This window comes from Kitasatospora sp. NPDC032150 (genome assembly GCF_055579945.1).
The window spans coordinates 1-13,344 of record NZ_JBVIMH010000067.1; the positions used below are offsets into that span (position 1 = coordinate 1).

The following is a 13,344-nucleotide window of genomic DNA, read 5'->3' on the forward strand; positions in this document are numbered from 1 at the left end:
GAGGCCCTGCCTTTATGCGCCGGCCTGTCCACGATCACCCGAACGAGACCCCTGTTCGATCGACAAGCCCCACGAGCGGTACGACAACGGCTTCTAAGCGGTTCAGAACGTCTGCTCCTGCTTGGCGCCATCTGCTACCTCACCCTCGGGCTGGCCTACCTGGCACTCACGGGAATCAGTGACGCCTGGTCCCGCCTTCGTCGGCGGGAGATCGGCACCGGCCCGGCCGCCGCCGCGGTCGCAGCCGCGGCCTGGGCCGTGGTGGTTGTGCTGTGGCCGGTGCCGCTGCTGCGCCGGACCTTCCGAGCGCTGCGCTGCCGTCCGCAGGCCGCGCCGAACGACGAGCTGATCTGGCGCCGCGCCCAGCCGCCGACAGTGCCCGTCATCCCGACGCGGCCGGTCATCGCCCCAGGCGAGCTGTCCCAGATCCCTCCGGGCTGGTACCGCCAGGAGTACGAGGCCATCCGCGGCATCCATGCGGACGGCAGGACGGTGGAGGCCCAGGCCCGGGCCTTCGGCCTCGCCGACGCCAGCGCCCTTGCCTTCGGCCCCAGCCATCCCTACACCGGTGACGCCTGGGAACTCCTCGCACACATCTCCCGCACCGCTCTCTCCGAGCAACGGCCTGGCGCCAGCCGCACTCTCGCCCCCGTCGCCCGGCCCCGTGCCCCGTTCGACGGGCAGACGTCCGCCGACAGCGACAGCGTGTACCGCTGCTCAGGATGCCCGGCCGCCCCGGCAGTGATCCGGTGAACGCCCCCTCTCCAGGCCCGCGCGGAACGCCCTCTCTCCCATGGGCTCCAGCCCCGTATCGCGCTGCCGCTCGGCGGCGCCGTTGCACCCGCACCGCGCATGCCCCGCTTCAGCCGGTCACGTCCTGACCACCCTTCACACCGACCATCGGAAGGAACGACCACCATGTCGACCACGACCGCCCCGGTCCGCCTCGACGCCGACGAGGAGCGCGTCACCCGCGCCCAGCACCTGCTCATCCAGCTCGGCGCCGCCCTGGTCCTCCACCCCTTCGACACCGACACCCACGACCGCCTGCGGGCTTTCCTCGACCGGGACGCCGCCCAGGTCCTCACCTCGCTGCGAGTGCTGCAGCAGCGGCCCGAGGCACAGCTGCGCAAGCGGATCGCCGAGCTCGCCGGCCACCACGTCATCCCGGCTGGCGGTGCGGCATGAAGTCCTGGCTGAACCACCGTCAGGCGACGCCTCCCGGTGAGCCGAGCAGGCCCGCGCAGGAGTGGTTGGAGGTCGATGACCAGGATGGCCCCGGTGAGGTGGGCGGCTGGTCGTGGTCGACCGGTGCGTCCGCGAATGCCGCGGTGGTGGTCCGGTGGGCGGCCTGGGGACTGCTTGTTCTCGGCCCGGTGCTCGGCGGCGCCGCCCTGTGCTCCGTCCCGACTGCGGCCGGTCCCGCCCGGCCGCAGCCTGCGGTGAGCGCACCGGCCGCCGGTTCCCAGGGCGCGGCCGGGTTCGCCCAGCTCTTCGTCGCCGCCTACATCGGCGCGGGTGACGGTGATCAGGCCAAGCTCGCCGCCTACTACCCGGGCGCCACCGATGTCCGCCTCGAAGGGGCGCCGGGTCGGCGCAGCGGTGAGCAGCTGACGGTGGTTCGGCTGCGGCAGACCGATCGGGATGTGTGGTCGGTGACGGTGGCCGCCCGCATCGTCGACACCGCCGGGGCGGCCGCGGCGGATCCGTCGCCGTCGGCGGCGGAAGGAAGCGGCGGCTCGAGTGGGCGGCCGCAGGTCTCGGCGGCGGAGGCGGTGCGCTACTTCCAGGTGTCGGTGGCGACCGTGCCCGCCGGTGGTGGGGCGATGGGGTATGTGGCGCTGGCGATGCCGGCCGAGGTGTCCGCGCCGCCGCGTGTCCGGGTGCCGGGGTTGGTGTACGGGCCGATGCGGCCGGCGCTGCCGAGCGATCCGCTGACCCAGGCTGTGACGGCGTTCCTCGGGGCGTATCTCACGGGCGCTGGGGAGCTGGACCGCTACCTGGCTCCGGGCACGCGGCTGGCGGCGATCAGTCCGGCGCCGTACACCGGCCTGGCCGTTGATGAGCTGGCCGTCGAGGGCGAGCGGGGTGGCGATCTTCACCCGCGGAGGTGCCCAGGGAGAAGTAGTCGGCGCCCGGCGACCTATGGACAAACGGGCCCTGAGGTGCGAAAACGCCACTTTCGGCGGCACCGCCTGACGCAACCCCGAGTAGCAACCCCGAGTAGCAACCTCAAGTAGCAACCCCCAGTAGCAACCTCCAGAAGCAACCTCAGAGGCAACCAGCACCGGGCCGGCTGCGGCTGTGACTTTGCACGATAGATGGCCACTTTCCAGGGTTGATGGCCAAGGTTTTCGCGCTACTTGGCCAGCCTGATGACCCGTGACGCTGGAACCTGGCCACGCGGGTTGGCACCGGTACAGGTGCCGCAATCTTCGAGTGCGGTTGGATCGGGGCGCGTACTCTCGCGTGATGCACCCTGATCTGCGCTTTGAGAACCCTCCCGCGCTGGCTCACGCGGCAGTGGCCGAGACGTTGGAGCGGGCTCTGCGTGACCGCTCGCAGGAGGGCGAGGCGGCGGGTGTCCTGGTCGGGAGCGCATTGAACGACGACGACCGTGCCTTCGTCGAGTCCTGGTGCGTGCAGGTGGGGACACGGGCTGTGTCGGGCAGTCCGTTGCTCGGGCTGGCCGGGCTGTGCCTGGGGCACATTGCTCGCCGCTTCGGGCGTCTCAGCGATGAAGCCCTCGCCCTGGCGGCATCGCTGGCGGTGCGCGCCGAGGCGGACCCGTCGGACGTGGACGGTCGGGCCCTCGATGGCTATGACGACGTCCGGAGCTTCTTGCACCTGTGGTGACGCGCCGGCGAAGCCTCGTCGCAACCTGCCCGAACCGGCCAGGTCGACGACTTGCCGACCCGTTGGCCAAGTAGCGCGAAAACCCTGGCCATCTACCGTGCACAGTCACAGCGGCCCCGCTCAGGGGGTCAGCGCCACTGGTAGGAGGTGCTGGTCATCGCCGGGAGCAGCAGCGGCCTGCCGGTCGCGGCGGTGTCGGGCCGGACGGCCTGGTCGAGGACGGCGCCGACGTCCGGGTACAGGTGGAGGCTGGCCGCGTCGGCCACCGGCAGCCACACCACCGGCGCCTCGTCGGGGTCGTCCTGCTCGGCCGCGGCGACGGCCTGCACCAGGTGGTCGGGCAGGTGGGCAACGTAGACCAGGTGCCGGCGGCGGAACGGCACGCTCTCGCCCGGCCGCTCGGTCTCCTGGTCCTGGACGAAGCGCAGCACCGGCGGCGCGGGCAGCACCGCCAGGTCGAGGCCGAGCTCCTCGAGGAGCTCCCGGCGCAGCGCGTCGGCCGGTTCCTCACCGTCCTCGTCCTCGACCACGCCGCCGGGCAGCGAGTGCTGGAGGCCGGCCTCCCGCTGACGGCGGATCAGACACACCCGGCCGTCGTGGACCAGCACCGCACAGACCCGCACCGGGACCGGCCCGGCCACCGTGCCGGCGGTCACCGCCGGGCCCAGGCCGGGCAGGCCGGCTCGTGCCAGGTGGTGCGTACGACCACCCCGCCCGGGGTCAGGTGCTCGCTCGACCACGTCCGGCAGCACCCAGTGCCGCCCGGCCGGGCCGGGGCCGGCGGCCATCCGGCGCGGACCGGGAAGGCAGGCGCGGACGCGGTGGGCGCGGCCAGGCGGCGGCGACGGCGGCGCCTGGTCATGGGTGTCGTCATGCCGAAGGCTCTGCCCGCCCGACCGCCGCGCCGAACCCCGCCGCCACCCGGACGGCGTACCGCAGTCCGTTCTAACCGGCCGCTGACCTGCGACGACACCCGAAACTCACCGGGGCCGAGGCGAAACTCACCGGCGGCCCGGGGCAAAACTCACCGGGGCCGAGGCGAAACTCACCGGCGGCCCGGGGCGAAACTCACCGCCCCGAGGCGAAACTCCCCACCGCAGGTCAGCAGGCAGTGCCCAAACTCCCCACCGCAGGTCAGCAGGGGTGAGGCCGGGTCAGGACCGGCGCCACCAGGAACCCGAGCGCTTCGCCTCGGCGGCCGCAGCCTCGGCGGCGGCCCGCTCACGCTCGGCAACCTCCCGCGCCTTCCGGTCGGCGTCGGCCTGGCGGCAGCCGGCGCACAGCCCGTCGTCGCCCCAGACGCGGGCCCCCTCCCGCTCCGCCCACCGCTCGTCCGAGAACTTCGCCGTACAGCGGGTGCAGGCCGGGCGGCTCTCCTCCCTTTGGGCTTCCTCGCGGGCGCGGCGGGCGGCGGCGCGCTCGCGCTCGACGGCCAGGAGCCGGTCGCCGTCCGGGTTGTCCAGCGCGGCGGTCAGGGTGTGCCAGCCGGTCCGGCCGAAGCGCCGCCACACCGGAGCGGCGGCGCCCTGGTCGTCGAGCAGCTGCAGCGTGGTGGCGACCACCGGCAGCGCCAGGTGGTAGTCGCCCGCCGTCACCCCCGCGAACGGGTACGGCCGCGGGCTCCAGAAGGCGGCGGAGCCGGCCTCCACCGCCTCGAGGCGGCGCAGCAGCCGCTGGTGGTCGCGTTCGGCCTTGGCGGCCTGCTGCTCAGGGGTGACGGGCTCGGTGCCGGGGCGGTCGCGTTTGCGGCCGGGGGTGAGGACCAGGGCGACGGGCGGGTAGCCCTCGTGACGGGTGGGCGGGTAGACGGTGCGCCAGTGCCGGTGGTCGTGGACGGCGGCCCCATCGTGCCGGGCGGCTTTCGCCCGCGCCTTGTCGGCGCCCTTGGCGATCAGCTCGCACCAGGCGGTGTAGGAGGCGAGCTTCTCCACCAGCTGGCCGACCGTCTCGTTGTCCCGGTCGACCTCGACCAGGAGCACCGGCACCTTCACACCGGGGTCGCGCAGCACGAGGTCGGCATAGCGGGCCGGGCGGCCGGGCACCGCGTGACGGACCTCGGTAGTGAGGGTCAGCGGCGATCCATGACCGGCCCGGGCCAGGTGCCCGGCGGTGGCGACGACGTCCAGGGCGTGCTCGTCATAGCCCGCGCTCTCCCCCTCGTCGCGGACGGTGGACAGCTTCGTCCCGCGGGGCAGGAAACCGGCGGCTTCCTTGTGGCCGGCCTTGGTCAGGCACCAGAGCTTGCGGCCGCGGGCCCATCCATCCGGGCGCGCCTTGCCCGCGTCCTGAAGGTCGAGCAGCGCATCGCGGGTCGCCTTGTCGCAAGCCTGGCCGGGCAGCGCCAGGTGCCAGAGCTCCCGGCCGGTGGCGCGCTGAAACAGGACGAGCGCCACCATGACGTTCCTCCGAGCTTCAACCGTCGCACGCTGCCTGCGCCTACGGCTTCCAGTTGTCGCCACGACGGCGACCCCTTGTCCGCGGCTGCTGGCCTGCCGAAACCGGCTCCCCGTTCGACGGGGCGGTGGAGGTGCGGGCGGAGGTGGTGGTGGAGGTGGTGGTGGAGGCGCCGTGCGGGCCCTTGTCCCGGCCGGGCGAGGCCTTCGCCGACCCCTGCGGCAGGCGGTCGGCGGCCTGGTCGCCGTCGCCCGGACCGGGCGCGGCGAGCGAGGTGGCGGTCATCGAGTTGGCCTTCCGTCAGCAGGAAGCTGGAACCGGCGCGGTGGCCGACCCGGCACCCGGGCGGGCCGCCCGGACGCCGCCGACACTGCACACCGCCCCCTTGACCGAGGTCTGACCGCACCCCCGCACGCTCCAGCTGGAGGAGGAAGCGCTCGTCGTGCCGGCGGAGCTCCTCGCCGAGCTCGAGCAGCTCGACGGCCGGGCCGTCGGCGGGCAGGTCGGCGAGGGGCGGAGTTTCGCCCCGGGGGTTTTCGGTGGCCGCGGTGAGCACCTGCTCCCGCTTCTCCCTCTCCCGGGCACGGTCCGCCTTCGACGAGCACGCCTTCGAGCAGTACTTCCGCGGGCGGCCCGTGGCCTTCGGCTCCATCTCCTTCCCGCACACCGTGCAGGTCGGCGCACCAAACAGCATCGGCTCGGCCATCGACTTCTGCCCCGGGGAGAAACTCATGATCGGGATGCTAGTTCGACGCAGCATCACCTTTCGCCCCGGGGTGGAACTCCGCACTCCGATAGGTGGCGGCAGCCCGTCGCAGCAACGCAGCAGCGCAGCAGCGCTGCGCAACGTCCTTGCCATGCGCAGCGCCGCGGTGCGCATGCTCAGGCGCAGCTTCCACGCTGCACGCTGCACCGGCCGCTGCCCGTGGCCGGGCGGGCGGCGGGGCGGCCGCGGTGATCACCACGGCCTCCGGGGCAGGAGAATGGGCCGGGTGACCAACCCTCAGCCGCGCGGCATAGGCTCCCTGATCCCCACCAGCCGCACCCAGGCGACGCCCGGCGAGCAGGCCGCCGCCCAGCTCGCGAACCTGCGCAGCGCCACCGTCCCCGTCCCGATCCTCGCCGCGGCCGCCGCCCTCATTGCCGCCCAGCTGGAGGACCCGGACCCGGTCACCCGGGACGCCGCCGGCGCCGTCCACGCCCACCTTCTGGCCGCCATCGAGGGCACAGCACCCGGCCGGTAGCCGGCCGAGCCGGATGTCCCACCCTTGTCCCAGGCCCGGCCCAGAGCACCGGTACCAGGCGAAACGCCTGGGACTGTCCTAGCGAAACGGTTGAAACCGGGCACCCTGAGACACGCCTGGGACAGGTGCTAGGACACCGTGTCCCAGCACCGCTCGACCGGTCGCCACACGGCCGGACGGTCGTGGCATCAGCCGCGGAGAGCCGCCGTCCTACCTGCTCGTGGGAGGCCGGGGCCAGCCGTTCACGAAGGTCTGCAGTTGCGCGCGCTGCCGCTGCTCGTCGGCGAGCACCTCTGCCAGGGTCTCGCGGTCGACGTACGGCTCGACGGCGGCCATCAGCAGGGCGTGCAGTTCGTCGCGGTCGAGGGCCTCGACTTCCCACTGGACCGGGTAGTCGGGGTCGAAGCCGTACTTCGCGGCGAAGGCCGGCCAGCGCGGGTCACCCTTCTTGCCCTCGGTCGGCGGCAGCCCGTAGACGATCCGCTGCTCGTCGGTCAGCAGCACCCGCTCGACGGTGTCCCAGCAGCCGGTGCGGGCGATCCAGTCCTCCTCGATCCCCTCACCCGAGGCGTCGAAATCGCCCAGGTTTCTCCGGGGCGCCACGAGCGTGCGGCTGGAATCTTCGCAGCTCAGGAGCGGTCCGGAGCACTGTAGCGGATGCAACAGGTGTGGTGCACGGAGCTACCCGTCTTGATCGTCTTCGACTGCCGGCTCACCCCGAACGATCCTCCTCGCCACTCCTTGCAGGGCCCGCAGCAGCTCCCGCTCAGCGTCTTCGGCCCTGAACTCGATGTTCCACTGACGGACATCGTCCACCAGGCCCTCGATCTCCTCGGCGAGCCGCTCCCGCAGCAGCCCGGGACGGAGGGCCTCGACCTCGACCGAGATGTTCGGGTCGATGCCCTCGCGCAGGCATTCCTCGCGGTAGCGTGCGAAGTTGACGTCCCGGGTGTTGACGTCGTGGGTGGCGAGCCGGCCGGAGCGGACGTCGTCCGCGGTGATGGCGATCTGCCGGACGTCCAGGTCAAGTTCACCGTTGCCTAGATGATCGATTCCAAGGGGGCAGTGCAGACAAGCCGTCACGCCCGTCAACAGTCGAAGACCGACCAGCAGATTTCGTTTCGCAACCGCTGATCATCTAGGACGAGTTCACGAATCACATCCGGGAGCTGCTCGCGCTGCCAACGGCACTCGAGCCTGCCAGCACTCTCACCCTCCCGTCCGGGGGCCGCCGCACGCACGGCCTTGATCGCGTAGGCCGCAGCGCCAAGCTCGTGTGCGGCGACATGCGCCACCACCGCCGCCTGGCCGGCAGCAAATGCGGCGTGCCGAGCGGCTCCGCTCAACTCTCTTGCCGCAGCCATGGCATGGCCACCCGCCGCTCGGGACTGAGACATCCTGATCTCGCCGGACGCCCATGCCCGAATCTGCTCGATCGCCTCGCGGGGCCGCGGGTCCGAGGGCTGCACCGACTCGAAAAGGTGCAGAACGTGCTCCGCGCACCCGGCAGCCCACAAAGCCAGGAGCCGATGGTCGGAGTCCGTAAGCGTCCCCCCACGGCGGATGGTGATGAAGCGGGGGTCGCGATCTTTGGGAAGGATCATGGTGTTCCAAGGGATCGGCTGCGCGCATAGGGCGAGGGCATCCAACCTCAGTGTGTGAAGACAGAGTTGGACACCCTCGCGACCGCACTCTATGTGAAGACCGACGATCTGCTGAAGGCTTCTCCGCATCTCGCGCCATGGCGGCCTGCCGTGGGAATCGCCCCGCAGCTCACCGACGCCGAACTGGTCACGCTGGCGATGATGCAGGCGATGCTCGGCTTCACCTCCGAGGCCAGGTGGCTCCGCCACGCCCGTTCCCACCTGCAGCATCTCTTCCCGTACCTGCCCAAGCAGCCCGGCTACAACAAGCGGCTGCGCAAGGCCGCCGGACTGCTTCGGCGCGTCACCCGGCTGCTCGCTATCGACACCTCCGTGTGGAGCGACGACGTGTGGGTCGTGGACTCCACGCCGGTGGAATGCGGCCGCTCCCGCGAGACCGTCAAACGCTCCGACCTGGCCGGATGGGCCGAGTACGGGTACTGCGCCAGTCACAGCCGCTTCTTCTGGGGCCTGCGGCTGCACCTGGTGTGCACCCTCCAGGGCCTGCCCGTCGCCTTCGCCCTGACCGGGGCCAAAGCAGACGAGCGCGAGACCCTGCTGGACCTCCTGGCCGCCGAAGCCAGCCTCGTAGCGGCACGTCCTTCCCAGACGCTGATCGGCGACAGAAACTACTTCGGCCGCGACTTCGAACACCAACTGGCAGAGCAGGACATCCAGCTGCTGCGACCGGCCCGCAAGGGCGAGCCGTAGCGGCCCGGCGCGCCACTGTTCAAGCCGTTGCGACAGATCATCGAGTCGGTCAACGAGACCTTCAAGGGTCAACTCGACCTCGAACAGCACCGAGGACGCACGCCCGGCGGCGTCGTCGCCCGCGTCATGCAACGCATCCTCGCGATGACCGCCGCGATCTGGCACAACGACCACACCGGACAGCCCGTCCTGCGCTCATTGACCACCTATGACCACTGACCCCTTGGAATCGATCATCTAGCGCTCCATCCGCTCGGCCACGGAGCGAGGAACGGATCTCCCCGTAGGATCCCAGTCGCCACAGAAGATCACCGTCACCGGTTTGCCCTGCCGTGCGTACTGCTGCGCCGCCTCCCAGATGAAGGTCTTGCTCGACTGGCCTCGGCAGGAGTACAGGCCCACGCCCCAGGCCGAGGTGATCGGCTGGACCACGCCACCGACCGAATCACTCTCGACCCATGCCTCGACGCGGCGGCTCTGTGAGGCCCACAGGTTGCGCTGGTAGCCCTCCGTGTGGCGTTGAAGGGCGTCGTCGAGCGAGTCGTACTGGGTCTCCTGCCGGACCATGCGAGTGCCGTGGGTGATCCACTCCCAAGGCAGCCGACCGGTCTCGCGAAGGTAGCCCAGCTCGCGGACGACCAGCGAGTAGTTCTTGTGCGAGTGGCCGGTGTCCTTGTCCCAGAGCTGTCCGATGCCGAGGTAGTACACCTGTTCTCCACCGTTTCGCTGTCTCACGAGACATTGCCAGCGCCGCTTCGGGGACTTCACCGCAACGAAACGGCCCGGCGTCGAAGATCCCTTGGAGTGAAGTCGGGTGGGGAACTCCCGTGGTTTCGAAGGAGGTTCGGTGTCGGCGGCGGTTCGGGCGAATGGTTCGGACGGCGGCGTCGGCAGACGCCGGAGGCAGGTGGCGGCCGGGAAATTCGCTTTCGGCCGCCGGAGTGCGGTGATAGACAGCCGTAGTGCAGAAGAATCTTGAACTCCCTGACCTGCTGCGACTGATCGACGAGCGGGCGACGGCCTTCCGGGCCGCGATCGCCGCCGCGCCCAGCCTGGACGTGCAGGTGCCGACCTGTCCCGAGTGGACGCTGTTCGACCTGGCGCGGCACCTGGGCTCGGGCCGCCCGTTCTGGGCCGCCGTCGTCGAGGCCGGTCCGGCCGACTCCCCGCCGCCCGAGGCCGTGGCGGCGCGCGCCGAGGCGCAGGCGCCCCGGGAGCGCGAGGCGTTGGTGGCCTGGCTGGCCGCGTCGACGCAGGAGCTGCTGGACACCCTGCGGGAGGTCGGCCCGGACGCCGAGTGCTGGACGTGGTGGGGCGCCTCGCAGTCGCCGCGGACCAGCGGTGCCGTCGCCCGGCACCAGCTCCAGGAGATCGCGATGCACACCTATGACGCCCAGCTCACCGTGGGCGCCGCGCAGCCGCTGCTGGCGGAGGTGGCGCTGGACGGCGTCGAGGACTTCCTGTTCACCTGCTGCGCGTGGTCGGGCGCCTGGCCGCACGAGCCGGCCGTCGTCGACTACCACGCCACCGAGGGCCGCTCCTGGCGCTTCACGGTCGGGGCGGACGGTGCCCGCGCCGTCCGCCTCCCGGCTGCCGGCGAGGGCGAGGCCCAGGCCCCGGCCGACGCCTCCGCCCGGGGCACGGCCGGTGAGCTGGTCCTGTGGTTCTACGGACGCACCCCGCTGGACTCGGTGAAGATCGACGGCGACCGGGTCATCTTCGAGCGGCTCTTCGCCTGGGACCCGAACGCGTAAGGCGTGGTCGACGACGCGGCGCCCGGTCGCATCGTCGGCTCATCCGACCGTGCCCTGGGCGGAGCGTCGGCGTGGCGTTACCGTCCTGACATGGTTGAGAGCAGGCGTTTCGCGTCCTTCGAGGAGTTCTGGCCCTACTACGTGGCGATGCACTCCAAGGCCGCCACCAGGTGGGTGCACCTGGCGGGCACCCTCACCGGGCTCGCGGTGGGCGCCCATGGCCTGGCGCGCGGCCACGAACAATCATGCAATCGGGCAGAACGACACGACGCGGTCACCCGTTCGCTGAGACAGTCTCAAACCGTAGGAAGAAGACGCGTCGGACGCTGCACGGTTGCGCCTCTTCTGCGATCACGCAGATCGCCGACCGCAGGACTTCGACCTGCGCTTTTGTTCGGCGAGCCCGTTTTACGGAGCTAGCGCTGTAATCCGGCATACCTCCAGTGAACTCCTCATGCGGTGCCGGAGTCACCGGTTCGGCCGGGCCTGCCGGGTCCCGGCCGCCGAGCGGCCGGGACCGGGTTCCGCCTACCCGGGCGGGCTGGGCGCGCGGTCGGCCTGGCGGTTGAGCTGGGCCATGAGCTCGCGGTTGGCGGCGCGCGCGGCGGCGAGGTCGTCGTCGCGTTCCTGGAGTTTCAGCTCCAGGTCGATCGCCTGCTTGGGGCGCGGTGACCAGTCGACGACGGCACCGATGGTCAGAGCCGTGCCACTCCCCAGTCCAGGTCACAGCAGCCGGGCCGGGCGCAGCACGGGGTGCAACACGCTGCCCCGCAGACCCGGATCGCCGGGGGTTTCACAGGTCAGCGGTGCAACGCGGTGGCCGGGCGGACTGGTGCGTTGCGCTCGTGTTGCACACCGTGTTGCAGTGTCGGCCAGCTGCCGGGGGTTCAGGAGCGGCGCTACCAGGAACCGGTGGTCCTCGCCCTGGCCGCTTCGGCGGCTGCGGTTCAGCCGCGGCAGCGGCCCGCTGGACCCGTTTCCGGTCGGACTCCTCCCGCTGGCAGGACGCGCACACCAGCTCGCCCCAGCGCGCCCGGTCCCACTCCGCATCGGTGAGCTTGGCCGAGCAGCCGGTGCAGGCCGGGCGGCTCGCCTCCCGTTCGGCCTCCTCGCGGGCACGGGCCTTGCTCGTGATGCGGAGCTCGACGGGCCGGTCCGGCCAGTTCATCTGCGGTTCGGGGATCCTGATGGAGCGTGCGCGTATTGCCCCTTCGGGGCCAGCTGCGCATCCTGCTGAGATGCGCTTCTCCATCAACATCCCCAACTTCGGTGACTTCGCCGACCCCCGTAACGTCGCGACCGTGGCCGCTGCCGCCGAACAGGCTGGCTGGGACGGGCTGTTCGTCTGGGACCACGTACTGCATCGCCAGCACCAGGGGCGTCCGTTCGGAGACCCCTGGATGCTGCTGACCGCAGCCGCGCTGGCGACCTCCCGAATCCGGCTGGGTACCCTGCTGACGCCGGTCCCCCGTTACCGTCCGCAGCAACTCGCCCGTCACGTGGCCACCCTGGACCGCCTCAGCGGCGGCCGGGTGATCTTCGCTGCCGGCTTGGGCGGTCCGATCGAGGACGAATACCGCAGCTTCGGCGACACCGCCGAGCCGCGTCTCCTGGCCGAGCGGCTGGACGAGGGACTGGAGCTGTTGAAGCGCTTCTTGTCCGGCGAAGCGGTGGACCACCACGGCCAGCACTATGAGGTCCGGGACGTGACGTTGCTGCCCGCCACCGTGCAGCGGCCCTGTCCGCCTGTGTGGATCGGCGGGTTCTGGCCACGTCGCCCGCCCATGCGGCGGGCAGCGCGGTGGGACGGCGCGGTGCCGCTCTTCGAGACGGCCCGGCATGGTCATATACCGGATGTGGCAGAGGTGCGGGATCTGGTCGGCTATGTACGCAAGCACCGTGCGGTCGCGGCCGAGCGCCCCTTCGAGTTCGTGCTCGGCGGTGCCACACTCCCGGACGCGGCCAAGGCCAAGGACGTGATCGGTCCGCTGCACGACGCCGGTGCTACCTGGTGGGACGAGCGACAGGTCCAGACCGGCCCCGACCTGGACCGCCTGCCCCCAGTACTTCGCCGTATCGAGGCGGGGCCGCCGGTCGTCTGATTAGCCGTTTGAGGGTGTGCCGCGTTTGTCGGTGGGGTTCTTCGGCCGTTTGTCGGGGCGGTAGTTGGGGCCGTTCATGATGACCTGGTGACTGGCGTTGATCAGCCGGTCCAGCAGCGGCTCGGCGACAACGGGGTTGGGGAAGAGCGGATACCGGTCGCTGGGTGCCCGGTTGCTGGTGATGATCAGCGAGTGCCCCTGCCGCTCGGAGGACCAGTTCGTAGGGGTCGTCAGCCTGAGCCGCACTCAGCTGCCGCATCGCGAAGTCGTCCAGGATGAGCACGTCGGGTCGGACCAGCTCGCGCATCCGCTTGTCCCAGGTGCGGTCCGCGTGGCCGCCGGCCAGCGCTACGTCGATGTCTGGCCGCACCGCGCGTCATTCATGATCTCCGTGACGGTCCCGGCCTCGAGCTCGGAGTAGGCGAGAAGGTGGCCCGCTTCATCGGCAGCACGGTGCTTGAACTGGGCATACCGCTTAGACCGACCGGCAATAGGTGCCGAGGAGGTGGGGTGGGCGGCAGAACGGGCACGGGTCCACGTGATCATGGAGTTCTCTACGCTCAGTGATCACGAAGGACGGCCGTGCCCGCGCTGCCATCTTGCCTGTTCGAACCCCTCTGGGACCAGTTCGCTGCGCTCC

The 13,344-nt window shown here is 71.2% G+C and carries 13 protein-coding genes and 4 pseudogenes; 9 read left to right on the plus strand and 8 right to left on the minus strand.

From position 1 onward, the window contains the following. From ACZ5ON_RS35015 to ACZ5ON_RS35030, 4 genes and pseudogenes are all read left to right on the plus strand, one after another. Positions 1-753: pseudogene (locus ACZ5ON_RS35015) on the plus strand (hypothetical protein); the annotation flags it as partial. A 165-nt stretch (positions 754-918) separates the two neighbouring features. Next, a complete protein-coding gene (locus ACZ5ON_RS35020) occupies positions 919-1,188 on the plus strand; it encodes a hypothetical protein (protein WP_465601389.1) in 270 nt (89 codons plus the stop codon). Continuing rightward, positions 1,185-2,240: a conjugal transfer protein gene (locus tag ACZ5ON_RS35025; protein ID WP_465601392.1), complete on the plus strand. Its 1,056-nt coding sequence runs from the start codon at positions 1,185-1,187 to the stop codon at positions 2,238-2,240. Before ACZ5ON_RS35020 ends, ACZ5ON_RS35025 begins: the two co-directional genes overlap by 4 nt. A gap of 232 nt (positions 2,241-2,472) precedes the next feature. Beyond that, positions 2,473-2,856, plus strand: coding sequence for a hypothetical protein (locus ACZ5ON_RS35030; protein WP_465601395.1), 384 nt, complete (start codon positions 2,473-2,475; stop codon positions 2,854-2,856). A gap of 128 nt (positions 2,857-2,984) precedes the next feature. On the opposite strand, the gene ACZ5ON_RS35035 is transcribed toward ACZ5ON_RS35030, so the two are convergent. The 3 genes from ACZ5ON_RS35035 to ACZ5ON_RS35045 form a co-directional block, all read right to left on the minus strand. Then, entirely contained in the window at positions 2,985-3,644 is a 660-nt protein-coding gene (locus ACZ5ON_RS35035; protein ID WP_465601398.1) for an NUDIX domain-containing protein, read from the minus strand. Between the two features lie 366 nt (positions 3,645-4,010). Then, on the minus strand, positions 4,011-5,252 hold the full coding sequence (locus ACZ5ON_RS35040; RefSeq protein WP_465601402.1) for a replication-relaxation family protein: 1,242 nt from the start codon (positions 5,250-5,252) through the stop codon (positions 4,011-4,013). 40 nt (positions 5,253-5,292) lie between these two features. After that, a complete protein-coding gene (locus ACZ5ON_RS35045) occupies positions 5,293-5,535 on the minus strand; it encodes a hypothetical protein (RefSeq protein WP_465601405.1) in 243 nt (80 codons plus the stop codon). A gap of 263 nt (positions 5,536-5,798) precedes the next feature. Between ACZ5ON_RS35045 and ACZ5ON_RS35050 the strand changes: the two genes are divergently transcribed. Beyond that, complete coding sequence (locus tag ACZ5ON_RS35050; RefSeq protein WP_465601407.1) at positions 5,799-6,494, plus strand: hypothetical protein; 696 nt, start codon at positions 5,799-5,801, stop codon at positions 6,492-6,494. 210 nt (positions 6,495-6,704) lie between these two features. Here the strand turns inward: ACZ5ON_RS35050 and ACZ5ON_RS35055 are convergent, their stop codons facing one another. The 3 genes from ACZ5ON_RS35055 to ACZ5ON_RS35065 form a co-directional block, all read right to left on the minus strand. Beyond that, the gene (locus ACZ5ON_RS35055) at positions 6,705-7,097 is read right to left on the minus strand and encodes a hypothetical protein (protein WP_465601410.1); all 393 of its coding nucleotides are present in this window, start codon (positions 7,095-7,097) and stop codon (positions 6,705-6,707) included. 78 nt (positions 7,098-7,175) lie between these two features. Next, on the minus strand, positions 7,176-7,577 hold the full coding sequence (locus tag ACZ5ON_RS35060; protein WP_465601413.1) for a hypothetical protein: 402 nt from the start codon (positions 7,575-7,577) through the stop codon (positions 7,176-7,178). Between the two features lie 5 nt (positions 7,578-7,582). Continuing rightward, a complete protein-coding gene (locus ACZ5ON_RS35065; protein ID WP_465601421.1) occupies positions 7,583-8,098 on the minus strand; it encodes a putative immunity protein in 516 nt (171 codons plus the stop codon). Between the two features lie 54 nt (positions 8,099-8,152). On the opposite strand from ACZ5ON_RS35065, the pseudogene ACZ5ON_RS35070 reads away from it, so the two are divergent. After that, positions 8,153-9,067: pseudogene (locus tag ACZ5ON_RS35070) on the plus strand (IS982 family transposase). Positions 9,068-9,085: 18 nt separating this feature from the next. Here the strand turns inward: ACZ5ON_RS35070 and ACZ5ON_RS35075 are convergent. After that, a complete protein-coding gene (locus ACZ5ON_RS35075; RefSeq protein WP_465601416.1) occupies positions 9,086-9,556 on the minus strand; it encodes a hypothetical protein in 471 nt (156 codons plus the stop codon). Between the two features lie 254 nt (positions 9,557-9,810). Between ACZ5ON_RS35075 and ACZ5ON_RS35080 the strand changes: the two genes are divergently transcribed. The 3 genes and pseudogenes from ACZ5ON_RS35080 to ACZ5ON_RS35090 all read left to right on the plus strand — a co-directional run bounded on the left by ACZ5ON_RS35080 (position 9,811) and on the right by ACZ5ON_RS35090 (position 12,704). Beyond that, positions 9,811-10,602: a maleylpyruvate isomerase N-terminal domain-containing protein gene (locus tag ACZ5ON_RS35080; RefSeq protein WP_465601418.1), complete on the plus strand. Its 792-nt coding sequence runs from the start codon at positions 9,811-9,813 to the stop codon at positions 10,600-10,602. 90 nt (positions 10,603-10,692) lie between these two features. Further along, positions 10,693-10,845, plus strand: a pseudogene (locus ACZ5ON_RS35085) (Mpo1-like protein); the annotation flags it as partial. Between the two features lie 995 nt (positions 10,846-11,840). Next, on the plus strand, positions 11,841-12,704 hold the full coding sequence (locus ACZ5ON_RS35090) for an LLM class flavin-dependent oxidoreductase (protein ID WP_465601424.1): 864 nt from the start codon (positions 11,841-11,843) through the stop codon (positions 12,702-12,704). Here ACZ5ON_RS35090 and ACZ5ON_RS35095 read toward each other — a convergent pair. Beyond that, positions 12,705-13,050 (minus strand): annotated as a pseudogene (locus ACZ5ON_RS35095) (ATP-binding protein); the annotation flags it as partial. Positions 13,051-13,344 lie beyond the last annotated feature (294 nt).

What these genes read in the sequence shown, in the direction of transcription:
- ACZ5ON_RS35020 (WP_465601389.1), top strand. Translation starts at nt 919, where the DNA reads ATGTCGACCACGACCGCCCCGGTCCGCCTCGACGCCGACGAGGAGCGC.
- ACZ5ON_RS35025 (WP_465601392.1), top strand. Translation starts at nt 1,185, where the DNA reads ATGAAGTCCTGGCTGAACCACCGTCAGGCGACGCCTCCCGGTGAGCCG.
- ACZ5ON_RS35030 (WP_465601395.1), top strand. Translation starts at nt 2,473, where the DNA reads ATGCACCCTGATCTGCGCTTTGAGAACCCTCCCGCGCTGGCTCACGCG.
- ACZ5ON_RS35035 (WP_465601398.1), bottom strand. Translation starts at nt 3,644, where the DNA reads ATGGCCGCCGGCCCCGGCCCGGCCGGGCGGCACTGGGTGCTGCCGGAC.
- ACZ5ON_RS35040 (WP_465601402.1), bottom strand. Translation starts at nt 5,252, where the DNA reads ATGGTGGCGCTCGTCCTGTTTCAGCGCGCCACCGGCCGGGAGCTCTGG.
- ACZ5ON_RS35045 (WP_465601405.1), bottom strand. Translation starts at nt 5,535, where the DNA reads ATGACCGCCACCTCGCTCGCCGCGCCCGGTCCGGGCGACGGCGACCAG.
- ACZ5ON_RS35065 (WP_465601421.1), bottom strand. Translation starts at nt 8,098, where the DNA reads ATGATCCTTCCCAAAGATCGCGACCCCCGCTTCATCACCATCCGCCGT.
- ACZ5ON_RS35090 (WP_465601424.1), top strand. Translation starts at nt 11,841, where the DNA reads ATGCGCTTCTCCATCAACATCCCCAACTTCGGTGACTTCGCCGACCCC.